Source organism: Pseudomonas sp. L13 (genome assembly GCF_009935965.1).
Lineage (GTDB): Bacteria > Pseudomonadota > Gammaproteobacteria > Pseudomonadales > Pseudomonadaceae > Aquipseudomonas > Aquipseudomonas lactis.
In genome coordinates, this window is sequence record NZ_QODJ01000006.1 from 25,809 (window position 1) to 49,029 (window position 23,221).

Annotated in this window: 28 protein-coding genes; 7 read left to right on the top strand and 21 right to left on the bottom strand. The window is 56.8% G+C overall.

What is annotated here, in order from left to right; all coding sequences use genetic code 11:
* Positions 1-9 precede the first annotated feature (9 nt).
* The 10 genes from DK871_RS05645 to DK871_RS05685 form a co-directional block, all read right to left on the bottom strand.
* Positions 10-525: an integrating conjugative element protein gene (locus DK871_RS05645; RefSeq protein ID WP_161904289.1), complete on the bottom strand. Its 516-nt coding sequence runs from the start codon at positions 523-525 to the stop codon at positions 10-12.
* Positions 522-1,070 carry a lytic transglycosylase domain-containing protein gene (locus DK871_RS05650; RefSeq protein ID WP_161904290.1) on the bottom strand — a complete coding sequence of 183 codons (549 nt, stop codon included), beginning with the start codon at positions 1,068-1,070 and terminating at the stop codon, positions 522-524. The genes DK871_RS05645 and DK871_RS05650 overlap by 4 nt, the downstream gene beginning before the upstream one ends.
* A complete protein-coding gene (locus DK871_RS05655) occupies positions 1,052-1,771 on the bottom strand; it encodes a TIGR03759 family integrating conjugative element protein (RefSeq protein WP_161904291.1) in 720 nt (239 codons plus the stop codon). The genes DK871_RS05650 and DK871_RS05655 overlap by 19 nt, the downstream gene beginning before the upstream one ends.
* A 9-nt stretch (positions 1,772-1,780) precedes the next feature.
* On the bottom strand, positions 1,781-2,452 hold the full coding sequence (locus tag DK871_RS05660; RefSeq protein WP_161904292.1) for a chemotaxis protein: 672 nt from the start codon (positions 2,450-2,452) through the stop codon (positions 1,781-1,783).
* On the bottom strand, positions 2,449-2,991 hold the full coding sequence (locus DK871_RS05665) for a PilL N-terminal domain-containing protein (RefSeq protein WP_161904293.1): 543 nt from the start codon (positions 2,989-2,991) through the stop codon (positions 2,449-2,451). Before DK871_RS05665 ends, DK871_RS05660 begins: the two co-directional genes overlap by 4 nt.
* Positions 2,992-3,097: 106 nt before the next feature.
* Positions 3,098-3,844: an ABC transporter substrate-binding protein gene (locus tag DK871_RS05670; protein ID WP_161904294.1), complete on the bottom strand. Its 747-nt coding sequence runs from the start codon at positions 3,842-3,844 to the stop codon at positions 3,098-3,100.
* Between the two features lie 55 nt (positions 3,845-3,899).
* Positions 3,900-4,394, bottom strand: coding sequence for a DNA repair protein RadC (gene radC, locus DK871_RS05675; RefSeq protein ID WP_161904295.1), 495 nt, complete (start codon positions 4,392-4,394; stop codon positions 3,900-3,902).
* 99 nt (positions 4,395-4,493) lie between these two features.
* Positions 4,494-4,751, bottom strand: a complete 258-nt coding sequence (locus DK871_RS28965; protein WP_256677381.1) for a hypothetical protein — start codon at positions 4,749-4,751, stop codon at positions 4,494-4,496.
* Positions 4,752-4,821: 70 nt separating this feature from the next.
* A complete protein-coding gene (locus tag DK871_RS05680; RefSeq protein ID WP_161904296.1) occupies positions 4,822-5,403 on the bottom strand; it encodes an STY4534 family ICE replication protein in 582 nt (193 codons plus the stop codon).
* An 863-nt stretch (positions 5,404-6,266) separates the two neighbouring features.
* Positions 6,267-6,608 carry a helix-turn-helix domain-containing protein gene (locus DK871_RS05685; protein WP_161904297.1) on the bottom strand — a complete coding sequence of 114 codons (342 nt, stop codon included), beginning with the start codon at positions 6,606-6,608 and terminating at the stop codon, positions 6,267-6,269.
* A gap of 209 nt (positions 6,609-6,817) precedes the next feature.
* Here DK871_RS05685 and DK871_RS05690 point away from each other — a divergent pair, with 209 nt between their 5' ends.
* Positions 6,818-7,075, top strand: a complete 258-nt coding sequence (locus DK871_RS05690; protein ID WP_161904298.1) for a hypothetical protein — start codon at positions 6,818-6,820, stop codon at positions 7,073-7,075.
* Between the two features lie 44 nt (positions 7,076-7,119).
* Here the strand turns inward: DK871_RS05690 and DK871_RS05695 are convergent, their stop codons facing one another.
* From DK871_RS05695 to DK871_RS05745, 11 genes are all read right to left on the bottom strand, one after another.
* A complete protein-coding gene (locus DK871_RS05695) occupies positions 7,120-9,087 on the bottom strand; it encodes a DNA topoisomerase III (RefSeq protein WP_161904299.1) in 1,968 nt (655 codons plus the stop codon).
* A gap of 221 nt (positions 9,088-9,308) precedes the next feature.
* On the bottom strand, positions 9,309-9,779 hold the full coding sequence (locus DK871_RS05700; protein WP_014338763.1) for a single-stranded DNA-binding protein: 471 nt from the start codon (positions 9,777-9,779) through the stop codon (positions 9,309-9,311).
* Entirely contained in the window at positions 9,776-10,294 is a 519-nt protein-coding gene (locus DK871_RS05705; protein ID WP_161904300.1) for a DUF3158 family protein, read from the bottom strand. Before DK871_RS05705 ends, DK871_RS05700 begins: the two co-directional genes overlap by 4 nt.
* Entirely contained in the window at positions 10,291-11,046 is a 756-nt protein-coding gene (locus DK871_RS05710) for a PFL_4669 family integrating conjugative element protein (RefSeq protein ID WP_161904301.1), read from the bottom strand. The genes DK871_RS05705 and DK871_RS05710 overlap by 4 nt, the downstream gene beginning before the upstream one ends.
* A 144-nt stretch (positions 11,047-11,190) precedes the next feature.
* The gene (locus tag DK871_RS05715; RefSeq protein WP_161904302.1) at positions 11,191-12,378 is read right to left on the bottom strand and encodes an STY4528 family pathogenicity island replication protein; all 1,188 of its coding nucleotides are present in this window, start codon (positions 12,376-12,378) and stop codon (positions 11,191-11,193) included.
* Complete coding sequence (locus tag DK871_RS05720; protein WP_161904303.1) at positions 12,375-12,923, bottom strand: DUF2857 domain-containing protein; 549 nt, start codon at positions 12,921-12,923, stop codon at positions 12,375-12,377. Before DK871_RS05720 ends, DK871_RS05715 begins: the two co-directional genes overlap by 4 nt.
* Positions 12,920-14,503 carry a ParB family protein gene (locus DK871_RS05725; RefSeq protein WP_161904304.1) on the bottom strand — a complete coding sequence of 528 codons (1,584 nt, stop codon included), beginning with the start codon at positions 14,501-14,503 and terminating at the stop codon, positions 12,920-12,922. The genes DK871_RS05720 and DK871_RS05725 overlap by 4 nt, the downstream gene beginning before the upstream one ends.
* Before the next feature lie 14 nt (positions 14,504-14,517).
* The gene (locus tag DK871_RS05730; protein WP_256677382.1) at positions 14,518-14,652 is read right to left on the bottom strand and encodes a hypothetical protein; all 135 of its coding nucleotides are present in this window, start codon (positions 14,650-14,652) and stop codon (positions 14,518-14,520) included.
* A 155-nt stretch (positions 14,653-14,807) separates the two neighbouring features.
* Positions 14,808-15,650, bottom strand: coding sequence for a ParA family protein (locus tag DK871_RS05735; RefSeq protein ID WP_161904305.1), 843 nt, complete (start codon positions 15,648-15,650; stop codon positions 14,808-14,810).
* A 4-nt stretch (positions 15,651-15,654) separates the two neighbouring features.
* Positions 15,655-15,885 carry an AlpA family phage regulatory protein gene (locus DK871_RS05740; RefSeq protein ID WP_161904306.1) on the bottom strand — a complete coding sequence of 77 codons (231 nt, stop codon included), beginning with the start codon at positions 15,883-15,885 and terminating at the stop codon, positions 15,655-15,657.
* A gap of 120 nt (positions 15,886-16,005) precedes the next feature.
* On the bottom strand, positions 16,006-16,749 hold the full coding sequence (locus DK871_RS05745; RefSeq protein WP_161904307.1) for a hypothetical protein: 744 nt from the start codon (positions 16,747-16,749) through the stop codon (positions 16,006-16,008).
* 487 nt (positions 16,750-17,236) lie between these two features.
* On the opposite strand from DK871_RS05745, the gene DK871_RS05750 reads away from it, so the two are divergent.
* The 6 genes from DK871_RS05750 (at position 17,237) to DK871_RS05775 (ending at position 23,219) form a co-directional block, all read left to right on the top strand.
* Positions 17,237-17,587, top strand: coding sequence for a hypothetical protein (locus DK871_RS05750; protein ID WP_161904308.1), 351 nt, complete (start codon positions 17,237-17,239; stop codon positions 17,585-17,587).
* A gap of 374 nt (positions 17,588-17,961) precedes the next feature.
* Complete coding sequence (locus DK871_RS05755; protein WP_161904309.1) at positions 17,962-18,891, top strand: LysR family transcriptional regulator; 930 nt, start codon at positions 17,962-17,964, stop codon at positions 18,889-18,891.
* A gap of 124 nt (positions 18,892-19,015) precedes the next feature.
* Positions 19,016-19,510, top strand: a complete 495-nt coding sequence (locus tag DK871_RS05760) for a hydroxyquinol 1,2-dioxygenase (RefSeq protein ID WP_161904383.1) — start codon at positions 19,016-19,018, stop codon at positions 19,508-19,510.
* A gap of 54 nt (positions 19,511-19,564) precedes the next feature.
* Positions 19,565-20,584, top strand: a complete 1,020-nt coding sequence (locus DK871_RS05765; RefSeq protein WP_161904310.1) for a hydroxyquinol 1,2-dioxygenase — start codon at positions 19,565-19,567, stop codon at positions 20,582-20,584.
* A 92-nt stretch (positions 20,585-20,676) separates the two neighbouring features.
* Complete coding sequence (locus DK871_RS05770; RefSeq protein WP_161904311.1) at positions 20,677-22,140, top strand: aldehyde dehydrogenase family protein; 1,464 nt, start codon at positions 20,677-20,679, stop codon at positions 22,138-22,140.
* Positions 22,141-22,148: 8 nt separating this feature from the next.
* Positions 22,149-23,219, top strand: a complete 1,071-nt coding sequence (locus DK871_RS05775; RefSeq protein WP_161904312.1) for a maleylacetate reductase — start codon at positions 22,149-22,151, stop codon at positions 23,217-23,219.
* Positions 23,220-23,221 lie beyond the last annotated feature (2 nt).

Consider the following 23,221-nt stretch of genomic DNA (forward strand, 5'->3'; position numbering starts at 1 on the left):
GACCCAGACTCACTGTTCCAGTGAGGTGGCTGTGATTAAGACAGGGTAGTGCTCAATTTTCAGGCGAGAGGCGATGTCGTTGCCGTTGACCGGCAGGATGGTGATGCCCGGCGCGGCTGCTCGAATTCGGGCCAGGGCTTCAGTATCGGTCACTTCGACGGCGAGGCCGGCCGCCCCCATGTCTTGCAGTTCAGTCGCACGCTGATGCAGCCAAGCCAACGATTGGGGATCCTCCCCGACCAGGAAAAATGGCTGCAAGCCCGGCATGTCCAGGGTGCGATTTGTGATTTGGCCTGGGCTCAAGTGAGAGCTGCGCACGGGCAGTAACCAGGTTTCATCGGCAAATGCAGATAGGTCTGCATGTATGGCCCGAGCAGGCTGGGTCTTGTTGTTTATTGGCGGCCTGGAAGCTTCAAACTGGGGGCGGGTGACACCGCCAGGCTGAACTTCCGCAAACGACAGTCCCGGCTGGGCGAGCGCAGCCAAGAGCACGGCGAAGTAATACGCACTGGGAATTCGCTTCATGGTGGTGTGCCCTGTTTGAGGGAAACCTGCAGTCGTTCGAGTTGTTGAGAAAAGACCGCGCGGTAACGCGCGGCCGGCGTTCCTCCTGCCGGGCGGTGATATCGGCCAGCAGCTGACACCCAATCACCGGTGACCGCGTGATGCTCTTGCAGCAACGCGGCAGTTACGGCCAAATTGCGATAGGGTTCGAGGGCTTCGCAGGGACTGGAAAAATGCTGTCCGTGATAACCCAGGTTGATTTGCCCAAGCCCGGCATCGACCCGCTTGGCGTCATACCGAGCAAGCGCCTGAAGCAAGGCGTGACAGGCGGTCTGACGATTGGCGAAACGGTAAGGGCGACCGGCAATATTCAGCGTCCAGGGCCAGGGCAGCAGTCGACCACGGAGGCGGGCGCCACTCTCCTGCAGGGCAATCGCGAACAACACCGTGGAAGGGACGTTGGCGTCATGCGCTGCCAGTTGATAAGCCGGAGGCGGAAGTTCGTCTGCCCGGACGGCGTGCACCGTCAGCAGGAGCGCAATAGCAATCAATCGAGACGTTGCCATTGTCCGTTCACCTGCTGAAATGTGACGGGTAACGGTCTCGGGGCTCCCAGGCTGAACCAGCGCCCGCGATCATGGTTCAGGGTGATTTGCCGGTGTTGGACCTTGCTCGCATCAATGCCTGCTTGCCGCGCCCAGCCACGGACATGTTCATCCTCACCTTGGCTGCCCACCAGGTAGATATCGAACGCTGTATCACTGCTTTGCAGACGCTGCGCTTCAGCGGTGCACGCAGGGCAATGGTCTTCGACAAACAGCGCTTGGCGCGGCTCTACCAAAGAGCTGGCAGGGGACGGGGATGCCATACCCTGGATCGGCAACAGTCCCGGAAACAGCTTGGCCCAGGCTGCGGTGTAAGCGTTTTGGTAGGCCAACTCGCGCTCGGCACGTTTAGCTTCCAGCGCTACCTGCAATTCGGCATAGCGCTGACGCTCCTGGTTGGTCTCTGCTTCGACGCCGAGTGCAGTCAGCGGATCGAGATTCGGGCTCCAGAAACCACGCGGGCCGGCTTGGATCTGTTCGAAGCGCGTCCACTCCTGCTCGGTCAAACCCCAGCTTGCCGCCTGTTCTGAGTGCGAACGCTCCAGCGGAGCAGACTGCGTGTCCTGGGTCCGTGACGGTGTCGTGACGGGGTTGGCCAGCGCAGCGCCCGTGCTCAGCAATGAAATGAAACAGACGATGGGGTTCAGCGGAGCTCTGTTCATGATCGCTTCTCAAGGGAGGTGCACGGTCTGGTCTGGCTGAGCGGTCACCGCGAAGATAGCCGCGTTCGGCTCCAGCGCCTTCAGTTGCCATGTGCCGAACTGCTCGCCGTTGTGCAGCAACTGGATATCATTGAGCGAGCGACTGTCAGGAGGTGCGACCGCCAGAAAGCGCTCGCCACCGCGGTACTCGACGCTCAACACTGAAAATGGCGGCAGGAGCGGGGCAGGCTTGGGCTGAGCGGTTTTTTTCGGCTTGGCCGAGGAAGGCGTCAGTGGTGGGAGTGGTGGTTGGCTTTTGAGGTCCAGGAGTTGCTGCTCGACGTGCTCAAGTCGTGCGCGTAGCGCGACCATGTCGGCTTCGGTGGCGCGGTCTGCCAGAGCGTCGCGAAGCTCCTGAATCTCTTGCGCCCATTGATCCAGCATCGGATCGAGGGTATTGGCCTGTTGCTCACCGGTATCGACCGTTTGCTTCAGGTCTTTCAGTGAGTACTGCAGCTTTTCCTGTGCGTCCATGAGCGTATTGGAGTCACGTTGCAGGGTATCCAGGGTCTGCAGGCGTTGGGCGTTCGCATTTTCCAGCTCGGTCACGCGTTGATACTGGTTATACAAACCACCACTCAGCCCGGAGACCGCCAGGCAAAGTGAGCCGACAATGAGGGTTTGAAACGTTGTGGCTTTCATGGGCGTGCCTCCGGCTGATGGGCCGCGCTGGGTGCGAGCCGCACGACGGCAGCATCATTTTTTTGCCGTTCGAAGCAGACCAAACGGCTAACCTCATCGATCGTGAGTAGCCAGGCGGGGCCAGCCAGTACTCGTAGCGCGTTGCGTAGTGAGATCGGGCCGAGCCGGTAATGGGCGGCGGGCAGAGGCCGGGTAAACATTATTTTTACTGGTTCGGCAGCAGGGCAGAGCGAATAACCTGAGCGCTGCAGCACGTAGTGCATCGCCTCCTGTACGGAAGGATTTAGGTTGGACGGAATGCTCACGTCAATGATTTGAGCGAGAAGATCACGTTGCTCTGCCGTGGGCTCGGTGCTGACCAGCGTATAGCGGCCATAGCGGAGCTCTGTCGGATGACTCTCTTCGACTGTACTCCTCGAAAGCTGGGCCCGATTGGAGCCACCGGCATTCTCTGGACTAGTTGGCAATGGGGTGGGGATCTGGGCCGTGCAGGCGCTCAATAAACCCAGCAGGCAGACAGGCGTGAAAAAACGCTCCATGGAAAAAACCTCATGTCAGATTCAGTGCAGAACCTGACATGAGGTGAAGGCGTCATTCAGTGAGAAGGTTGATTCAAGGCGAGTCGTGTTAACGCCGAAGGCATTGCTACTCATCAAAAATGGCTAGCCCATCCAAGACGGCAGCGTCGGGGTCGAAAATCAACAACCTCACATCCGCTAATGCCGCCAGATACAGTACGTTGACCAAGGCCTCTGGCGTACCGGCGTCGAGCTGCTCTTGCCTCAGCGAAGAGTAAGGATTGCCCTCGATCTTCACCAAGTTATCGTCGGTCCAGGGCGTTCCGATCAGCTTACATCCGACGCCATTGCAGTCTGGCAGGGCAAAGGGTTCAAACAGCAGTCCGGTTGGTCTGGAGTCGAAATTGCCAACTCGGCTTTCCAAGTGGTGCAGTGCTTCTTCAGTGAGGTGTGCGGCGCTGATCTCCCAGGCTCGACTGTAATGTCCTGTGTCGAAGCTCAAACGATGGACCATGGCTTGGGCTTCTTCGAGGGAGTACAGATCGCCAACGTGATGCCGCTCGCTGAGCATTTCACTATTCACGGCGTAGATCACTTGGCGCACCAGCCCGGTGGATTGGCAACGTTCATCCAACTCATCCGGAATCAATTGGTCTCCACTGATTATGGCGAAATCATCGCAGAACAGGCAGGGGAACAGTTCTAGCGCATCGTCGGGCAGATGAGTTTGTGAGTCGTGTACGGAGCGAAAACAGGGAGGGCAGTCGTTCGCGTAGGTGATCAGCAGCAGCCGTTCGATAGATAGATTGTCATAGCCGCGAACGAATGGGTTTGAGGCCTCCAGCATCGCTGGGGTTTGGGTAGTGGAATTCATGAGTATCCTCCAGGATGAAAATGAACAAGGCGCCCGAAGGCGCCTATTGAGGGGATTAAAGCCAGCCATGCTCAGCAAGGGAGAGAGGACGACCTTCGCCGACGATGAAGTGATCCAGTACGCGCACTTCGATCAAGTCCAACGCCTCTTTCAACCGTGCGGTCAAGGCGCGATCCGTGAGGCTGGGGTCCGTGCAACCGGAGGGGTGGTTGTGAACGACAATTACAGCAGCTGCGTTATGTGCGAGGGAGCGCTTGACGACTTGGCGAGGGTAAACACTGGCGCCATCGATGCTTCCGTGAAAAAGGATCTCGAATGCCAGAACGCGATGGCGAGCATCGAGAAAAATCACACCGAAAACCTCATGCTCTTGAGGTGCAATATGCAGTTTTAGGTATGAGGCCACGACGTCAGGTGACGTCAGGTTGGGTCCGCGGGTGAACAGCCGACGATCCAGAATGTGCAGCGCTTCGTCGATCACCTGGTTTTCCTGGGCGATACGACCGGCCTCGACATCCGAGGTTTCAATCAGGGTGAGTTGGGTGCTCATGGGTACCTCCGAAGGGAACAATCCGGGGGTACACACCCGAGGGGAGTGGTGTCCCCGAGGTGGATATAGAGTCAAGGACATTGCCCGATGACGCGCTGTTTACAGCCGAGTGAATCGGTGTCGTTGTCCGTGCAGGTGTGAATCACAACCATCGCAGGTCAATGGGGAGCAGGTTCGTATTCCACGGCCAGTTTCGAGGTCGAAGTCGGCACTGATGGGCATTAGCCGAACCAGCCCGCGATGGAGGCCGGCGATGCGTTTCTCGATTTCATCCGTCGTGTAGTAGAGCGATAACATGCTGTAGTCCTCGTAAGCCGCAGCGAACATGCAATCGTCGCAAAGCCAGAAGGATTCCATATGGGCTCTCCTGTGCGGATTGAAGAAAGGCGCTCGATTGAGCGCCTTGATGTAAAACACCCTGGGCTGTTCAGGCGGACTGAGCAGCACGCGTGGCGACACGGCGGGCCGTGCGGGGAGCGGATGCAGATTCAGGTTCTGTCCTGGATTCTGTTGGGTTCTGGGTATCCTCAGCTTCGGCATCAGCCGACGTTGGGGATGGCACACTGTTTGGCGCTGGCTCAGCAGGTGCTGTTGCCTCCTGCCTGGCGGGCGCTTTGTACTCGAATACGCCGTTGACCCTGATCCAGTCGATGAACAGCAGACGACCTTTCAGGCTGGCGCCCGGTTGACCTTGTTTATCTCCTTTCTCATAGAGAAATGGATTGATCCACAGGTCGCCGATACGGAACGACAGCAAGACCTTTTTCTCGGCTTTGACGGCGTCCATATAGAGACGAATCAAGCGTTCAGCTTCGCCCCCAGCGACTTTGCAGTCGAAGCGGGTGTACTCGACTGCATCGGTTGCACCGTGCAGAGCAGCGATATCGCAGGCCATGAACGGCTGGCCGCGGCGGACTTGTACTTCACGAACGCGGTTGAGGTAGCCGATGCCGATGGTGTGCAGATTGAAGTAAGTAGTTGCTTCTTGGGATTGGTTGGCGTGGGCCATGGTGGTTCTCCTTTCAAGGAAAAACGGTGACGCACAGTTCCCTGACGGGGAAGTGAGCCCCGTCAGGGTGGGTAAGGTGAACGATGAACGACTCGACACCGGCAAGCCGATGACAATCAGAACGATGCGCCCGGGGAATAGCGATGCAGCAGAAGAGGATCCGCAGTAGTGGTTTGCGGATCTGGGGATAGTGGGCATTCATCACCGCTGAAGCGGTAATCGTGCGAGCCTCCGAATGCTGATCGCTCTTGGGTAAACCACCACAAGCGTGGCGTAGCCTTGAAGGTTCAAGCTACCTGGGCTGGGCTGTCAACGACAGCGAACCACGCCCTTTGTATAAGCCTGTCACAGGGGCGCGTCAAGACGCCGTAAGCTGATTTTTCATAGCCGGAATACAGTGGAAATTATTGGACTGAAAAAAATGAAGAGCGGGCCTGGCGGGGTGCCAGGCGAGGAATAGAAAAGCCACCTTAGGCGGTCTGACGCAGTCGACAAGCTCCTCGCAAAACTTGATTTAACTGCGCCATGATTCGCCAACCGACCCTTATCGTGGCCTGGGTCGGAATACGCTGGCACGCATCCGCGCACAAAGGGTGCCCAGTGTTTCCCCGGCGGGCTCCGGGACTGAATGGGATCGCCGTAGCGGATGACCGCTGATGCCTGGCAGAGGCAACAGTGGTCATCCGCCACATTGATCCAGTCGAGCACAAAGCGGGAATGAAATTCCGCAGAAGAGAAGGCTCCGAACTCTAAGAGTCCGACCGAGCTACCCGGAGAGAATCGGTCTTGGGTCGCCGTAAGCGATGATCCTGAGGCACTACAGCAGAGCGGGTGTGACGACGTCAAGCCAGTGGGCGAAGCGGTTATTTGCTACTGAGATGAGCGGCCAGCTGTTCGACGGTCGTCAGGATAAAGGCACGGTCGCTTTCTTGCAGGCCGCTCAGCAGGCCCGCGATCATCTGGCCCTGGTCGTTGGGGCGATTGCTCGACTCCGTCAGCAGTTCATCCATCCGGCAATCGAAGATGTCCGCCAGTTGCATCAGCTTGACCACGGAAAGCTCCACGACACCCCGCTCAAGGCGCGAAATGGCTTCGCTGCCGATCCCCAGGCGTTCGGCCACCTCTTCCTGGGTCAGATTACGCTGAGTGCGGTGTTTCGCGATCATGCGCCCGATTTGCGCTTGGGTCGGATGTTTAGGTGCCAAGTGATGAGTTCTCCAGTTCAACCCGAATAGTTGAGCAAAGACCCATTGACATGAACATCCTTAACGGTTGAGTATCGACTTTTAAGGTTGTTTTATTGACTGAAATAGCTGTTTGTCGCGACGTGATATCTGTTCCTCCAGGAATCAGAGGCCGAAGTGACCAGCGAGACTGAGCGGCCTGATACGGGCAAAGGGAGGAAAGGTTGAGCATGGATGAGCAGCGCGAGAACGTCATGGACCTGATCTGGGAACGAACACTGGAGCTGTTCATCAAGATCCATGATTGCCCTGATAACCCCGCACACTTCGACAGCCTTGTTCATTGGCTCAACGAAGATCCTGCTCACCTAAAAGCGTTCAACGAACTGGGGCAGATATGGATCGCGACAGGCATCGCTTTGGCCCGTGAAATCGGACAACCGCTAAGTGATTTGGAGGAAGATCAACCTCCATTGATGACGCACTGACCCTATACATCAACTCTAAGATTTTGGTGATCACGAATGGCGCGTCATGTGTGTCGCGTCCCTTTGCTGATCGGAAGTGTGCCTTTGCAGTTCGGGTAGTGGGAGCATGACCAGAACGGTCCTGATTTTCCCTTCCGCCTGAGCATTGAGGCGTTGCAAATGGGGCAGGCAGGCCCGGCTTCGGCCGCTACCGCTAAGGTAAGCGCTCCGCAGTTTGCGATCAGCTGGGTAATCCACTGCGCCTGCTTAGCAACGAATGCATCCAGGGTCAGACGTCCCGCTTCGATTTCATCCAGAGCTTGCTCCCAGATTGCTGTCATACCCGGATCCGCGACTGCAGCGGGTACCGCTTCGATCAGGGTATGGGCCGCTGCGGAGGCCGTTAACGCACGTTTTTTCTTCAGCAAGTAACCGCGATCAATCAACCCCTTGATGATGCCGGCTCGCGTGGCTTCGGTGCCGATACCGGTGGTGTCCCGAAGTTTCTGTTTCAGGCGCGGGTCGTTGACCAGCTTGGCCACATTTTTCATCGCCTTGATCAGATCGCCCTCGGTGAGCGGTTTGGGCGCAGTGGTGCGCATGGACTTGAGTTCCACGTCGTCCACTGCGCACTGTGTACCCTGTTGTAGGACGGGCAATACCTGGGACTTTTGACTGAGTTCATTGTCTTCGGCGTTGTCGGAGAGTAAGTCTTTCCAGCCTTGGACGAGGATCTGTTTGCCAACAGCAGTCAAACGTTCGGCGCCGCACTCCAGTTCGACCTCGGTTCGATCAGACTCGTGATGCGGTAGAAACTGCGCGAGGTAGTGGCTACGAATCAGTTCGTAGACTTGGCGCTCTTGTTCTGACATCCGCCCAAGGTTCGCCGGTTCTGTGGTGGGGATGATGGCGTGGTGCGCGGTGACCTTGGCATCGTTCCATACTCGTGAGCGCAATGATCGATCGACGCTTCCGAGCGTTGGGCGCAATGCGGAATCCATTCTGAGTAGGGCATCGAATACCGCGGCTACCTCGTTGAACATGCTCTCTGGCAAATAACGGCAATCGCTGCGCGGATAGCTGGTGGCTTTGTGGGTTTCATACAAGGCTTGGGCGATGTTCAGTGTTTCCTGAGCGCCGAGTCCCAACTTGCGTGAACAGACTTCTTGCAGTGTGCTCAGGTCGAAGGGCAGGGGTGGCGCTTCGCGCAAATGCTTAGTCTGCAGCGAGACTACGGTGGCGGTCTTGCTGCCAGAAAGCGCTTGGACGGCTTGACTGGCGAGCGCCTGCTGCAGGCAGCGACCGGCTTCGTCACGTCCTGAGCTTGGTCGTATCCACGACGCGATGAAGGGTTGCCCCCTTGAGGACAGGTGCACATCCACCACCCAGTACGGCACAGAGACGAAGCTGGCAATCGCGCGGTCTCGTTCAACCACCAAGCGCAAAGTGGGTGTTTGGACGCGTCCAACCGACAGCACGCCGTCATAGCCCGCCCGCCGTCCTAGGAGGGTAAACAAACGACTGAGGTTCATACCAATCAGCCAATCGGCGCGGCTGCGGGCGAGGGCTGAATGATAGAGCGGGAAGGTCTCCTGGCTAGACTTCAGCGACGACAGTGCTTTGCGAATCGACGCCTCGTTGAGTGCGGATAACCAGAGGCGCTCAACAGAACCACGATAGTTGCAGAGCTCTAATAACTCGCGGGCAATCATTTCACCTTCGCGATCGGCGTCGGTGGCGATGACGACGGTGGTAGCTTCGTTGAGCAGCTGTTTGATGATTTTGAACTGCGCGACAGTCTTGGGTTTGACCTCAACCCTCCATTGCGCGGGAATGATCGGGAGATGATCCAATGACCAGGTTTTGTACTGATCGCCATAGGCTTCAGGTGGGGCCGTTTCCAGCAGGTGACCGATACACCAGGTGACGGTTGTCTCGCGTCCGATCAAGCAACCATCGCCACGTCGGCTGGCTCCGAGAACCTTGGCGATGTCACGACCTTGGGAGGGTTTCTCGCAGAGAAAGAGACGCATAGACCTGCTCCGTATTGAGTTCGGCGCAGCGTTCTTGGAAACAGCAGTGGCGAGCTATGAGAAACCTGAATAGCAGGTTCCTCATATTAGTTGGTGAGGGCGGTCTTGAATGGGGGGCGAGGCTGCTACCTCGTAGTCGCGGACGACAGTGCTTCACGAGCAGCGGGTAATGACAGATCAGGCACTTCGCGCAAAGGCGCAATTTTTATGCCTCAAGTTAGTCATGCCGATGGTGGCTGCCCTCTGCGCTTTTTGGACTTCGACGCAGGCGAGCTGGCCTGGTCTGTAGCCTGCCCGACGGGAGCCGCAGACGAGGCTGATTCACTTGAGCGCTCCCGCATGACTACGTTCTGCACGCGATGAGGCAGGATGCCGACACGACGCGCCTCGATCTTGAAGGTGACCCGCGCATTGTCTTCACTGTCCTCCCACTCATCGCGCACGGTGCGGCCCTCTACCAACACGCGCATGCCTTTCTGGTACAGTGTGCTCCAGTGTTCAGCCTCGCGGTGCCAGAGCTCGACCGGCGCCCAATAGCCGCCTCGATCCTCATAGCTGCCATCGCGTGGCACGGGGTTGTCGAAGTACACATTCAGGCGCAGCAAACGCCGTGGCTCGTCATTGCCTGACGGGAACTCCTGGAACTCTGGCGCACTACCGATGTTGCCTTCGCCGACGAAAAAAGTACTCATCGTGATATCTCCGCTGCTGGTGTGAACTGGCGCAGCAGTCGTTCGGCGCTGGCCATTTTGATCGCGCAGGTTGAAGCCTGGCGGTAGAGCGAATGCACCACGCTCATCTGCAAGTTCAGTGCAATGCGCTCGCATTCGAAACGGTGCAATCCCTCGTGTACGGTTTGCGGCAAGGCCTTGTTGGAGACCTGGCGTTCCCAGACCGCAACCCCCATACGAGCGAAGTCTCGGGTGCGCCAACGCAAAAAGGTGCTGCCCGCATTGGTGTTCTGCAGCACCAATCGGGTATCCAGCAGTGAGTAAGGAGGTTGTTCGGTGTGCTGCGCCACAGCCTCCATCAGGCGACGTAACTGCGCCTCGATTCCCCTCGCCACCTGCGCCAGGTGTTCCAGCTCCCCCTTACCCTTAAATGGTTTTAAAAGGCCTTTTAGGGAGGCAGCGTGTTCGAGCTGTCGATAGGCATCCGGTGTGAGTGTTTCGAGGGGCATTGGTTGAGTCGGGATCACGGGGTTCATACTTCGTCCTCCGGCTCATCGACTGTCGCAGATGGCTCTATCGAGTTCTCCGCCAACGCTTCAGCGTCATCCACCGCCACAGCACCATGACGAACGATGGGTGGCGAGAACTGGGAGCGGCGATGCCCCTCAAGGATGTCCATAGGGGGTAATCCAAACTTCTCCATAGCCGCAAGAGCACGAGCGTTATTCGCCGCCATATCATCACGGGTGACGCCGGCATGCCGATAACGCTGCGCCTGGCCAAACAAGCTGCGCAGCAGATGAGCACCGTCGTCGATCCAAGCTTCCATGTCCCTACGACCGATCAAGGCGGTGTGATGAGCCAACAGCGTATGTCGCACCAAAGTGTCGTAGTCAGTCAGCAGGTAAACGGCGAGGAAGCCCAGTTGGCTGCCGATGTACAACGGTAAGGTGACGGGATGGATGTTGAGGTTGTCGCCCATGTCGATCTGCGTCGGCAGCTCTTGTCTGATCCGGTCCAACTGCTGGGTCAGTTCCAGCATCCCATCCTTGGCCTGCATCAATTTTTCTTCGAGCTGCACGATCGCCCAATCGGCATAAGGATCGTCCTGCGCTGCGGCCTGTTTGATCAGGTTGGTGACGCTGATGTAGCCGGCCATACCCATAATCGAGTGGACGCCTTCGCGTGCGGTTCGACCTTGCCAGATTCGGGCGGCGTGGTGGGTATGCAGTGTCAGGGTGATGCTGCTGCGCAATGAGCCCAGGTTGAGCTGATAGTGATCGGCCACGGTGTCGTCCTCGCATAGGCTTGGACGGGAACGTTGCGACAGACGAAGGTCAAGGACAGCTGAAAAGCTGAATGCTATCTGTTCGATTTGGTTCGAGACGGTTGATTTTCGAGACGCTCGACAATGATGCCAGTGGCATCAAATCTACTGACGTCCAGGGCGTTTGCTACGCAGCTGGCGCAGTTCATCCAGGCACGCTTGGGCGAGGGCAGAGGCGGGTTCGCCCTTTTTCCTAAGTTGGCGCGGGGGAGCGGGTGGCGGTTCTGCAATGGGTAACGATTCAGCCTGACCTGCCCAAGGGTGGAAATCGCCTTTCAGCGCCCGCTGGATCAGGCCCATCAGATACGCCGCGGGTTTGCGGATACCGCCGGCCGCACATCGCGCCCCCGCTTCGTTGAGCACCGCCTGCCGATCTTCTGGTTTTAGCTTGTTCAGCGTCACGGTGACGGCCTGCCGCTCGCTCAGACTCAGGTGCAACGGATCAGGCCAGTGCAGGTTATCCACTGCCGGGTTCGCGCGCGGTACAGTACATATACTTTCTTTTAATACAGTACAGGCGGCATTCGGATTCCGAACGTTGCCGGAAACCTTGGCGTTCAGACCCGGTTCGGAATCCGAACGAGGTTCCACACGATTCCGAACGCGGTGACCGCCACCCCGTTCGGAATCGTGTAACGCTTCATCGGTCGCCTGATCCAATCCTTGCTGTGTCCAATGTTCGCTCCAACTGTCGAGCCGGGAGGGCAGTCGACCCAGATCGATATCGGTGTCTTGACGGATTTCTTCCAAAACATGCTGAGCGACGATTCGCACGGCCTTGGTCGCATGAGAGAGGGCATGTCCGACCAGCTCCAGGTAGTCTTGATCCAGCTCCATGGCTTCGGCGGGGGTTAACGGTTCATCATGCAGGACGTACAGAGAACCTTGTAGCCGCCCGCTGAGCCGATCGCGACCACGACTCACCAAGCTAAGCCAGCGCGTCAGCCTGAGCATCGTTAAGACGCGAGCGATGGTTTCCCGGGAGGCTGACGAAGCGTAGGGCACGCTGGATAGGTAAGGTTGCAAATCCTCATAACGTGGCGTGACCACGCCCTGGCCTTGCAGCATGAGTCGAAACACTTGCCAGGCATTACGTTCCAAAGGCGTCAACCGACTATCCAACAGCAGGCGACGTGGCACGACTTCGTGAGATTGGCCACTGAACAGAAAGCCAGCCTGTAGAGCTTGGTTGGAGGGCGGTTCAGTGGTGGGGCGTGCGGGCCAGCGTTCGCTCAGCTGCTGGGTGCATTGTTGCAGGACACGTTGCCAGCGACCGGACGGGGCAGTGTTCATGTTCCGTTGCTGTAATGGTCGATCTGCTGCCAAACGATGGTCAAGCTGATCTGTTGCTCTTCCGCCAACATCATCATGGCATCGAGCTGATCCTCAGCGGCATCCTCAGCACGTAGTTGGCACCAACGCTGCCAGAGCGCATGTTCCTGCGCTTCGCTCAAGTTCTGGGGGCGGCCCTTACGTGTTTCTATTTTGAGCAGACGTCGGCGCAGGGCTGTTTCAGAATGCGCCAAGCCAAAGCACTGATACATGATGGTACTGCTAGCGCCGAGCTTGAGCGCTCGGTTGATCAAGCGCTCGTTCTGTTCGTCGCGTTCGGCCTGGTCGATCAACCGATGCAGCACCGGCGAATCAATCTTGACCTCAACCCAAGGGACAGTGGCATGGGCCAGGCGCGACAACGTAGTGGGCGGTAAGGATTGCAACAGGTAGATGTCGTCTTCGCCCAGTCCGAGTGCTTTGCAGCGTTGCAGATTGCCCAGACGCAACTCGTGAAGGACTTGAGTCAGCATGGCCTGGTTGAGCACATTGAAGGACAGGTTCATGGCAGCTCCCTTGGTGAATCGTCTTCATGGGTAAGCGTTAAGTCGATCAGGCGCCGGGCTAAGCGAATGAGGCGATACAGTTTGATTAACAGATAATCGGGCAGTCGTTCCAGTCCTACGTCCACGGCGGGGCGATCCGCCAGCGGGAGCTGATAGACCCCCAATAGCAGTTGCCCGAACAGGGCTGATGGCAATTGCTTGCGATCCTCCCAGTTCACCTCGTCTTGGGCACGTAACAGGGCCAACAACAATAGGTGAACGCCGGCCGCACGAGGCGCTGCAAGATCAAGTTGCTCGATGCTGAGGGCGAAGCCCAGGCCATGCTTCTGGTCGATGATGCTCTCGGGATGTCCGGCATAAGCCGCCATTTCCAGAGCCAGTCCGGCAATGGCTAAACGTAGTTGTTCGGGGGTATCCAGTGTGGGTGCGATGATCCAGATGTCGTCGATCGGGCTGATTTCGACGGTCTGTGCTATTTCGGAGGCAGCGGCGCGCTCAATCTGTTCGCGGATCTGCTGGACACGTGACGAAGGGCTGACTGCTAATGCGACATTCGTTTCGGGCAGTGTGACCTGGTCCTCTCGCTCTGTTTCGGTCTGCGTCCTGGTTTCAGCTGATTTGGAATGCGGCTCGAAGGGGGGAGGCTCGGCCGCGGGCTCATCAACGCTCGGCAGAAGGTTGTTCTGCGGGGGCGTGACGACTACGCCGGGCGTCTGGATAACCCGTTGGGTATCGCCCAACTCCAGGGCCAACATGCGGTAGGACTGTCCGACTAAGCGACTCATGCGTTCGAGCAGTTCATCCTGGATTTGCTCAAGGTCGAAGGACTCTGGGTCGGCATCGAATTGCCCTAGGGTGTCGAGCCAAAACTCGGGAAAAGCGATGGCGTCGGCTGGATAACGATTCCAGGTTCGTTCCGCCTGGCTACGCAGACCAATCAGGCGTTCAATTTTTGGTTTTCCCAGCCCGGCATACAAGGTTTGTGGAATTGCGGGCAGTAAATGTTCGAGGGTGTCCAGCATACGGCTGATGTGCGACTGCGAAACGGGGTAGCCCCCAGCGGTAAGACGTCGTGCCAGCTCACGTTGCGAGAGTCTTGCTCCATCTGATTCGAGCATGGCCTTGAGTTTGGCCACCGCCAGAGCCCGCTCGATGAAAGTGAGTTGACCGTGCAGATCGCTTTCGGCCAAATGGCCGAGTAGGGCAGTGATTTCATTAGTCCAAGGTCGGAACAGGCAGTGGATGCGGAAGAAACGCTCGTCGCGGGTTTCGTGCCACAGCTCGCCAAGAATTGCCAAGCGCGTATTACCGCCGTTGCGGATGATGAAGTGGGTTTCACCCGGGCGGCGGGTAATCGGCGGCGGTTGATCCAGCCCGCGTTCACGGATCGAGGCCTTGATATCGTCATAAAGCGGGTTACGGATGAAGCGAGGGTTGTGTTCGTAGGGCCGCAACAGCTCCAGAGTGACCAGCATAGGCGTATCACTGAGTGGATCGGATAAGCGCCCCAGTTCTGGACCTTGAGGGAAGTGGTCCTGGTGCAGTTTTTCGGTGATTTCCTCCTGAGTGAGCTTCTTCATTGGAGCTACCTCAGTTAACGCCGGGTGCGCAAATGGTCACCAACCTCGAACTTGACGGTCTCGGCAGTCCCCGAGCCATCGAAATAACGAGACAGGTCCGCGAGGAACCAACCCATGGCGGAGCGCCCGTCTTGTAGACGAAAGACCACTGTGCAGTATTCCTCACTAGGTGGGTGGCAGGGGGTGGATGGTTGAACAATGATAGGAAGTTGATCCAACATCAGAAGACTCCTAGCCAAACGGTTGGCCTCAAGGTCGATCAAACACAATGACTGGGTGAGAAATGCCAGTTGGGTGATTCGTCTCATTGAACCTCCGCGCATCCGGTTACCGTAGAGATCGCTTCGCGCCATTTCGGAAACAGTTCGATGGCCAGCGCTTGCATGGTTTCCAGCGCTGATGGCGAGCGTCGTTCCCGTGACCGGTGCGTCTCGATTCGGTGGACCGGTAGGCCAAGGGTGGCGGCATTGAGATACGCCACTCGGTCTGGAACTACGGTGTCTAGTACCGAGATATTGGACACCCCAGCGAAAGTCTCGCGCAGGCTGTGGGTGATCATCCGGGTGTCCACCCGAATGGCATTCACTTGGTTCAGTAGCAGTCGTAAGGGTGGTGGTGTAATGCCCTGGCGGCGGAGTGGTTCGAGTTCGCTGAGCAGCTTCAAGGTGCCGCGCTTCAGTTCGCGGGCTGCTAGCATTTCCGGTGTGATGGGGGAGAGGGCGATATCGCAGGCGAGGATAGCCATTTCCAGCAGCACGCTACGTGCGCCTTGGGTGTCGATCAAAAGTAGGTCGTAACGCGTGCGGAAATCGTCGAGCAAATTGCTCAGCCTTAATCGCCCGTCAGGGGCGTGCAGCAGTAGTGTATTCAACTGGTCATGAGCGTCGTTGGAGATGATCAGATCGAGCCCTGTAATCACCGTCTTGGAAATAATCTGTGCAGGAGTTGTCATGTTGAATGCAATGAGCTCGTACGCACCAGCAACAGCTTTCTGGCTCAAAGCGTAATAGCTGGAGAGGGTGGGTTGGCTATCCAGATCGAGCAGCAGGACGCGTAGGCCAGCATCCGCCAGCAAACCGCCGAGATTGGCCGCCACCGTGGTTTTGCCTACACCACCTTTGGTGGAAATCACCGATACCACACGCATGGCATCAGGCCCTATGACCTAAACGCTCAACGACCCACCGCTCGATCTCCACTGAGTCCCAGCCAACAGCGCGCAACCCAATACGCTTAGCCTGAGGGAACTTCCCTTCTTTCATCAAGTTGTAGATGTGCGCCCGTTTGAAACCGGTTTTTCGTTCGACTTCTTCGCGCCGCATGATGTGGCGTTCGATCTGTGGTTGAGGTGTTTCAACTGTGGATGAGGATTGGCTGGACATGCTGGTCACTCCTGGCGCAGATTGGTGCGTGGTGGCAAGTGACCTGAATTGAATAGCAGAAATAGGGGAAAGTCATTGCACTGCAATTCGTGGGATTGCAGTGCAACGCTATGGTTTAGGTTACTTTATGAGGCTTCGGTTGGCCGCCGCGAATTTTTCGTCTAACGTTCGCTTACTGAGGCCAGGAATATTTTTATAGCGTGCAGTTATGGCATCGACAATTGCAGACTGGCTTTTGAACACAGAAAGGGGCTTGCCCGCCGGTGACTGTCCCAGAAAAATACTGAGTAAGGCTCCAATAATTTGCAGATATGTGAGCTCACTGCGCTCGTCGATTCTCCCCTGTGTCTTGACTAACTGCTTGAGGCTTTCCTGTTCCAGTCCTACCTTTTGGAGATCTGACAGAACTTCTTGGTATAGACGTCGGAGTATCTCAAGCTCAAGTGTAAGAGCTTCGCGATCAGCTTGGAGGGATAGGTAAGTACCAATGCTAACTTTTTCATGTGCATTATAGCTTGACCCAAATAGAAAATTAGGTTTTTGATCAGGATAGTTAAGTGACATCCAAAGTCGTAGGTCAGAATGACGTACCGTTAGCTGGTTGCAATCTATCTTAGTTCCCGCAGGAACTGTTATTCCAAGACAGCCATATGGTAATTCTCGGTTGCGAATTGCATCATGGATTTTTTCTACGTTAACATGAAGACAAGGCCACTGCGGGAAAAGTACTGCGAGTTCGTGGGGGGATAAACAGTTTGCCTGTAAGATTTTTTCCTCATGGTAAAGCAGGTTACACCAGCGCAAGGCAGCCTCAATAGGCCGATAAAAGCTCTTGAAGTGCGAGTTAAAATTGTTTGTAAACATATCCAGAGGGTCTCCATTCCCAATATATAGTCTGGCTGATTCTTTCGGGCTGGCAGAATGGTGTTGCTGGATAAGTTTGTGTTTAGGATTAAATCAATGTTTCGCGAAGACTATAATTTTTAGCGCAGAATTGTGCGGCGTGCGTGCCGCAAGTAACAAGCTCTTTTTGGCAATTTCAGAATTTGTGATTTTCAAACAATAAATTTTATTTTTGGCTTTTTTTATAACGCGTGGACTTCCTCCTGCGCCGTAGAAATCTCCAGCCTATGCCCAACGGTGGTTGTGGTTTCATTTCAAGCGCACGTTGGTGTTCAGTGGGTTTCAGCACTTGGGGACTGGGAAAACACCTACGACAATATCGAGCTCGCCTATTACTTGGCCCAGTAGCAAATATGGCGTCTGCTGGCCAATCACGCAAGCCTGATCTCGGCGGGTCAGCAGGTATTCGTCTATCTGAACGGCTATCTGTTATTTATGTTGTTCACACATGTTGTTAGCGGTTTTGTTCTCCGGGGTGTTGGTGGCCTTATCGGAGACTCTCACGACGCTGACCGTGTTCCGGTTGTGCGGCGCCTATTTCGCCATTGGTGCCTGGATTGGTGTAGATAAGTCATTTTTCGATGATGGCTCCGCACAAAAACCGCCCGCAGCCATCGTGCGGCAGATCGGTAGTGATCGGGACGAGCGCGAAATGCTGATCCAATTCACTGTACTGGCCATTGCGATTGTTGCGGTGGCTGTGGCGTCTGCTGTGCTCATGACAGCGGGCCTAGCCCCAGCCGCGATTCGCGATTCTGAGGCTGTGTCCGGTCGGTCAACCCTTTCCGGGTCAAGTTGATGGTGTATGTGCTTGCAGCCAGATGGAGCGTTCAGCCTGCAGGACTAGACTGCGTGGTGATCTTTATCGTCATCATTTGCACTCTAGAAAAACTGTCGATCGGTACGTGGATTTACTTTCTATCGCGTTGCCTGGCTCAGTACGGGCCTTGTACATAATCCTGCTCGGCTTGGCTGCTGTGCTAATGATTCTCAAGGCGCCGCAAGGTGTCCGGGGCCCGATCAGCGAACGCTTAGGCTGGCATGTTTCCCCATGCTGCGGTGATTGTCGGTCCATGGCTGGATTTCGCGTGTGTCGAGGCGGTGGAGTGAAAGAGGTTGTCAGGTTAACCTCGGCGTTCCTATAAGAACAAAAGCCTCCAGAGAACTTACCCCATGGACCGTTTACTCAGTGTCGAAGCCTTTGTGCGTGTGGCCGAAACCGGCAATTTCGCCAAGGCAGCTCTGCAAATGGGCGTGACCCGCTCGGTGATCACTCATCGCATTCAACAATTGGAACAGTTCATCAATGCCCCGCTGTTCCATCGCAGTACACGGCATGTGCGGCTTTCCGAGGTGGGCGAGACGTACTACAAGGAATGCGCGGATCTGGTAGCCAGTTTCAACTCGCTGACCGAACACATGCGTGAGTTGCGCGCCAAGCCCACCGGTAAATTGCGCGTACAGATGCTGCCTGGCTTTGCTATCGGTCATTTCGGCAGGATGTTGGCCGAGTTCACGGGGTTGTACCCGGACATTGAGGTCGACGTCATCGTCAACGACCGGGTGGTGGACCCGATCGAAGAGGGTTTCGATGTAGCCTTCCAGATGTTCCCGCCCACGGCTGAGACCCTGATTGAGCGCAAGCTGTTCAGCGTCCGCCGGTTGTTTTGCATGTCGCCCGATTATGTCGCCAAGTTCGGCGCGCCCAGGCACCCGCAAGAACTGGTGCAACACAAGATTGCCTTGTACGAGGGCTATCCGTCACGTAACCGCTGGATCTTCACTGGCGACAATCAACAGGTGGAACTGAGCCTGCCGGGCCAGGTGCGCTCCAACTCGGTGCATTTGTTGCGCGATTACGCGGTAACCGGGGTGTGTATTGTTTGCCTGCCTACGCTGGTGGCAAGCGATGACTTGCTCAGTGGCCGGCTGATTCCGGTCCTGCCTGAATATACGCTGTCCTCCTTCAACTTTTCAGCAGTGTACCCGGCGACCCAACGCCGGGCATTGAAGGTGCGCACATTGATTGATTTTCTGGTGGATAACTTCGGTGACGAACCTTGCTGGGACAAGCCTTTGCTGGAGCGCGGCTGGGTGCGGTGAGTGAGAATTCTGGCATGCCAGTGTTTGCATTTCGCAAACACTGTTGTCGCAGGTGCAGTCATTGTTACCAAGGGATGTGCGACGTATCGTTCTTTCACTGTTATACAACAAGACGGTGAAAACCATGGGTAGCACTGCAATCGAAACGATCTTCGGTTCACTGGAAAAATACGACAAAGGCTCGGTTGAAATCATTAAGGGGCAGGCCAGCCATTATGCCTTTTCAAATATTTTTGAAGTGGCGCAAAGTTCCTTGCCTTACGAAAAAGTCGTGGTCGGCCTCAATCTTGGCTATGTCATTGAAACCCTGCGTGCCGAAGGCCAATCGCCTTGGTTCACGTGCGCGCACGATGAGTTCGCCATCGCCATGGACGGTGAGGTCCGTGTGGACTTTCTCAAACTCGATGAGCCTGTGAAAACCAGCGAAGGCACGCAATTGGCCGGTGAGCAGCCGGCGGGCAAACCGATGGGCTATGTGCTGCTCAAGCGGGGTCATCAGTGCATGCTACCAGCAGGGACGGCGTATCGTTTCGACAGCAGCCGTCCGGGCGTGATCCTGCAACAGACCATTAAGGGCGTGTTGTCGGTCGAGAAATGGGCAGACATCTGCTTGCAATGATCCGCGTTGTTGTCTTGTGACAAGAACCATCAAAACAATAAGAGGAATGCCGTCATGGCCATGCTTGAAAAAACTGTCGATCTCCCGTCCTTTGCCAATAATGAAGTTCAGGCCAGCGCTCCCCATGCGGTCACTGGCTATTGCACCTTCAAGCTTGGGGCCTTCGAACTATCGCGTGATGAATATTTTGCTCGTATTTCCTGGCCCGCCTGGGGGCAGACCCGCTCGCACCTGATGCCGATCGATGCCTTTCTGCGCGCCATGATGCGAGACGTGGCGTGGGGCTTTTTCTATGGCTGGGTCAACTTCGACCACGTCATTGGGACCCGAAATTATTACGGTAAAGTCGACCTGTACGCCGGCACATTTAATGGCACGCTTAAGGCAGCCGGCGTAAATTACACCGAGAACTTTGAAACACCGTTGATCATGGCGACCTTCAAAGCCATTTTATACGACTGGACTAATACCACCTTTGATCCCTTCGCCGCGCCGGAAGAGACGGGGACCGCATTCGGTCGCAAAAACGGGCACAACATCGAGGCCATCGAGCGTTTTCGCATTGCCACCAAACGCATGCCCGGCATGACAGATGACTCGCCACTGCGTGACGAACTGCCGGTCAATCGCCAATTCATCGACGTGGACCAGGATGAGCCGCAAGTCCACGCCGCGGTGGGTTTCGAGGGGCAACTGCATGCGTTCAACCTGTTCAAGTACCTGTCGCGCTCTGATGTGACCTGGAACCCATCGGTAACCTCCGTGTGCAAGGCCAGTCTGTTTTGCCCTACGACGGAAGAGTTCATCCTACCGGTGTTTCATGGCAATGACCGGGTTGAGTGGTTCATGCAACTGTCCGACGAAATCATCTGGGACGTTGGCGATAAGGAGGACGGCAGCCCGCGCGCACGTATCACTATGCGCGCTGGCGATATCTGTGCCATGCCGGCAGACATCCGTCACCAGGGATATTCGACTAAACGCTCAATGTTACTGGTCTGGGAAAACGCAACCCCCGATCTGCCGCAACGCTATGAAAGCGGCGAGCTCAAACCCTACCCGATCGAATTCTAAGACCTTGCGCCTGGCCCGGTTCCCGTCGGGTCATATTCTCCAGAATCATGTCGTCAGACGCTGTGCCAGTGGCACGGTGTGAGGAAAGTATTATGCAAAATAAGCTCTATATCGATGGCCGATTTGTGGATGCGGTAGCGGGGGGCACGATTGACGTAGTGTCGCCCCATGATGGTTCTTTGATCACTCGTATTGCGGCTGCCGAAGCCGCCGATGTCGATCTTGCAGTCGCTGCCGCCAAGTGCGCATTTGCGCCATGGTCGGCGCTGGGGGCCGCAGAGCGTGGGCGTTTGTTGCTCAAGCTGGCGGACAAGATCGAAGCGTGCGCTGAAGAGCTGGCGCAGCTTGAGTCGCTGAACACCGGCCATCCGATTCGTGACTCCCGTGGCCTGGATGTGCCACGTACGGCAGCCTGTTTCCGCTACTTCGGGGGCATGGCCGACAAGATCGAAGGGGCAGTGATTCCGGTGGAGGCCGGGTTCCTCAATTACGTACAGCGCAAGCCGATTGGTGTAGTCGGTCAGATCGTGCCGTGGAACTTTCCGCTGATGTTTACCAGTTGGAAAATGGGGCCGGCCTTGGCGGCGGGTAACACCATCGTCATCAAACCCTCTGAAATCACTCCACTATCGACTTTGCGGATTGTTGAGTTAATGGCCGAAGTAGGGTTCCCCAAGGGCGTCGTGAATGTTGTGCCGGGCTACGGCCATACCGCTGGCCAAGCATTGGCGGAACACCCGGATGTAGGCAAGATTGCTTTTACGGGTTCGACGTTGACCGGCCGTCGGATCGTGGAGGCGTCAAAAGGTAACCTCAAGCGCGTTCAGCTGGAATTGGGAGGCAAGGGCGCCAACATTGTGTTCGAAGATGCCAACCTGGACGCGGCGGTCAACGGCGCCGCCTGGGCGATCTTTCACAACCAGGGCCAGGCCTGCATTGCCGGTTCACGCTTGATTCTGCACAAGAATATTGCCGACCTGTTTCTGGAGCGTTTTATCGCGTTGGCCAAGTCCATTCGTCTTGGCGACCCGATGGACCCCGCGACCGAGATGGGGCCACTGACGTCAGCCCTGCACCGTAATCGAGTGCTGGCTTACGTCGATATCGCGTTAGAGCAGGGCGGCAAGATCCTTACCGGTGCAAAGGCCCCCGACGATCCTGTACTGGCCAATGGTTTCTATGTGGAGCCGACCGTTATCGAGGCGTCGCCTGAAGATCGCGTGTGCCAGGAGGAAGTTTTCGGGCCCTTCGTCACGGTTGTGCGGTTCAGCACCGATGAAGAGGCGCTGGCCATCGCTAATAGCACTGAGTATGGGCTGGGTAGCGGTCTGTGGACCCAGGACCTGACCCGGGCCCACAAGATGGCAGATGCCATCCATGCCGGTATGTGCTGGATTAACTGCTACAAACGCGTCAGCCCCGGTAGCCCTTTTGGTGGCATCGGCCAGTCGGGCTACGGCCGGGAGATGGGCTTTGAGGCGATCCATGATTACACCGAGGCCCGTTCGGTCTGGGTCAATATCGACGCCAAAATCGCCCCTCATTTCAAACGCTGAGGCTTGCCATGAATGCATTTGTGTACCAAAGCCTACCGACTCGCGTGGTGTTCGGTTGGGGCAAACTTTCGACGTTGGCAGAAGAGATCGAGCGCCTGGGGGCAAAACGCGCGCTGATTCTCACCACGCCGGAGCAACAGGGGCTTGGCGAACGAGTGGCAGCGCTGCTCAGTGAGCGTGCGGCGGGTGTGTATCCCAAGGCGGTGATGCATGTGCCGTTGGAAGTGGCACAAGCCGCGCGTCTGGAGGCGGCCCGTCTCGGGGCCGATTGCTGCGTGGCCATTGGCGGTGGCTCTACAATTGGCCTGGGCAAGGCAATTGCGATGGAGTCGGGCTTGCCGATCGTCGCCGTGCCGACGACTTATGCGGGTTCGGAAATGACCCCGATTTACGGGGTGACCGAAAGTCGCCTGAAGAAAACGGGACGCGATCCCAGGGTTTTACCCAAGACCGTCATCTACGACCCGCAACTGACGCAGTCCCTGCCAACGCAGATTAGCGCGTGCTCCGGGATGAACGCCATGGCCCATGCGGTGGAAGCGCTGTATGCCGAGGATGCTAACCCGATTATCGGTTTTATGGCCGAGGAGTCCATTCGTTCCCTGGCGCAGGCCTTGCCGGGCGTGGTCAAGGATCCCCATGATCCACACGCCCGCAGTCAGGCGTTGTATGGCGCGTGGTTAGCCGGTATTTGCCTGGGGTCGGTAGGGATGGCCTTGCACCATAAGCTCTGCCATACCCTGGGCGGGACGTTCAACCTGCCCCATGCTCAGGCTCACGCGATCGTTCTGCCCCATGCGGCGCATTACAACCGGAAGGCGGCGGCTGGACCTTTACAACGGGCTGCGCTTGCCTTGGGGGGGAAGGAGGCCGCAGAGGTGGGGGAATTGTTGTACGCCTTGAATCAACAGTTGGGGATTCCCTTGGCCTTGGCTGAAATCGGCCTGCCTGAACACGGGCCGGCTGAGGCGGCGAAAATCTCCTGCGCCAGTCCGTACTACAACCCGAGGCCGTTCGAGCTCCACCCCATCGAAGCGCTGTTGACACGTGCCAGGAACGGACTGGCGCCAGCCGATTGAAT

Excerpts from the sequence above, each read along its gene's own strand:
- DK871_RS05700 (WP_014338763.1), bottom strand. The coding sequence starts at position 9,779 with ATGAGTACTTTTTTCGTCGGCGAAGGCAACATCGGTAGTGCGCCAGAG.
- DK871_RS05765 (WP_161904310.1), top strand. The coding sequence starts at position 19,565 with ATGGCCATGCTTGAAAAAACTGTCGATCTCCCGTCCTTTGCCAATAAT.
- DK871_RS05745 (WP_161904307.1), bottom strand. The coding sequence starts at position 16,749 with ATGTTTACAAACAATTTTAACTCGCACTTCAAGAGCTTTTATCGGCCT.
- DK871_RS05715 (WP_161904302.1), bottom strand. The coding sequence starts at position 12,378 with ATGAACACTGCCCCGTCCGGTCGCTGGCAACGTGTCCTGCAACAATGC.
- DK871_RS05720 (WP_161904303.1), bottom strand. The coding sequence starts at position 12,923 with ATGAACCTGTCCTTCAATGTGCTCAACCAGGCCATGCTGACTCAAGTC.
- DK871_RS05650 (WP_161904290.1), bottom strand. The coding sequence starts at position 1,070 with ATGGCAACGTCTCGATTGATTGCTATTGCGCTCCTGCTGACGGTGCAC.
- DK871_RS05670 (WP_161904294.1), bottom strand. The coding sequence starts at position 3,844 with ATGAATTCCACTACCCAAACCCCAGCGATGCTGGAGGCCTCAAACCCA.
- DK871_RS05645 (WP_161904289.1), bottom strand. The coding sequence starts at position 525 with ATGAAGCGAATTCCCAGTGCGTATTACTTCGCCGTGCTCTTGGCTGCG.
- DK871_RS05680 (WP_161904296.1), bottom strand. The coding sequence starts at position 5,403 with ATGGCCCACGCCAACCAATCCCAAGAAGCAACTACTTACTTCAATCTG.
- DK871_RS05655 (WP_161904291.1), bottom strand. The coding sequence starts at position 1,771 with ATGAACAGAGCTCCGCTGAACCCCATCGTCTGTTTCATTTCATTGCTG.
- DK871_RS05695 (WP_161904299.1), bottom strand. The coding sequence starts at position 9,087 with ATGCGTCTCTTTCTCTGCGAGAAACCCTCCCAAGGTCGTGACATCGCC.
- DK871_RS05735 (WP_161904305.1), bottom strand. The coding sequence starts at position 15,650 with ATGCGTGTGGTATCGGTGATTTCCACCAAAGGTGGTGTAGGCAAAACC.
- DK871_RS05660 (WP_161904292.1), bottom strand. The coding sequence starts at position 2,452 with ATGAAAGCCACAACGTTTCAAACCCTCATTGTCGGCTCACTTTGCCTG.
- DK871_RS05705 (WP_161904300.1), bottom strand. The coding sequence starts at position 10,294 with ATGAACCCCGTGATCCCGACTCAACCAATGCCCCTCGAAACACTCACA.
- radC (WP_161904295.1), bottom strand. The coding sequence starts at position 4,394 with ATGAGCACCCAACTCACCCTGATTGAAACCTCGGATGTCGAGGCCGGT.
- DK871_RS05740 (WP_161904306.1), bottom strand. The coding sequence starts at position 15,885 with ATGTCCAGCCAATCCTCATCCACAGTTGAAACACCTCAACCACAGATC.
- DK871_RS28965 (WP_256677381.1), bottom strand. The coding sequence starts at position 4,751 with ATGGAATCCTTCTGGCTTTGCGACGATTGCATGTTCGCTGCGGCTTAC.
- DK871_RS05690 (WP_161904298.1), top strand. The coding sequence starts at position 6,818 with ATGGATGAGCAGCGCGAGAACGTCATGGACCTGATCTGGGAACGAACA.
- DK871_RS05665 (WP_161904293.1), bottom strand. The coding sequence starts at position 2,991 with ATGGAGCGTTTTTTCACGCCTGTCTGCCTGCTGGGTTTATTGAGCGCC.
- DK871_RS05750 (WP_161904308.1), top strand. The coding sequence starts at position 17,237 with ATGTTGTTAGCGGTTTTGTTCTCCGGGGTGTTGGTGGCCTTATCGGAG.
- DK871_RS05775 (WP_161904312.1), top strand. The coding sequence starts at position 22,149 with ATGAATGCATTTGTGTACCAAAGCCTACCGACTCGCGTGGTGTTCGGT.
- DK871_RS05770 (WP_161904311.1), top strand. The coding sequence starts at position 20,677 with ATGCAAAATAAGCTCTATATCGATGGCCGATTTGTGGATGCGGTAGCG.
- DK871_RS05725 (WP_161904304.1), bottom strand. The coding sequence starts at position 14,503 with ATGAAGAAGCTCACTCAGGAGGAAATCACCGAAAAACTGCACCAGGAC.
- DK871_RS05755 (WP_161904309.1), top strand. The coding sequence starts at position 17,962 with ATGGACCGTTTACTCAGTGTCGAAGCCTTTGTGCGTGTGGCCGAAACC.
- DK871_RS05760 (WP_161904383.1), top strand. The coding sequence starts at position 19,016 with ATGGGTAGCACTGCAATCGAAACGATCTTCGGTTCACTGGAAAAATAC.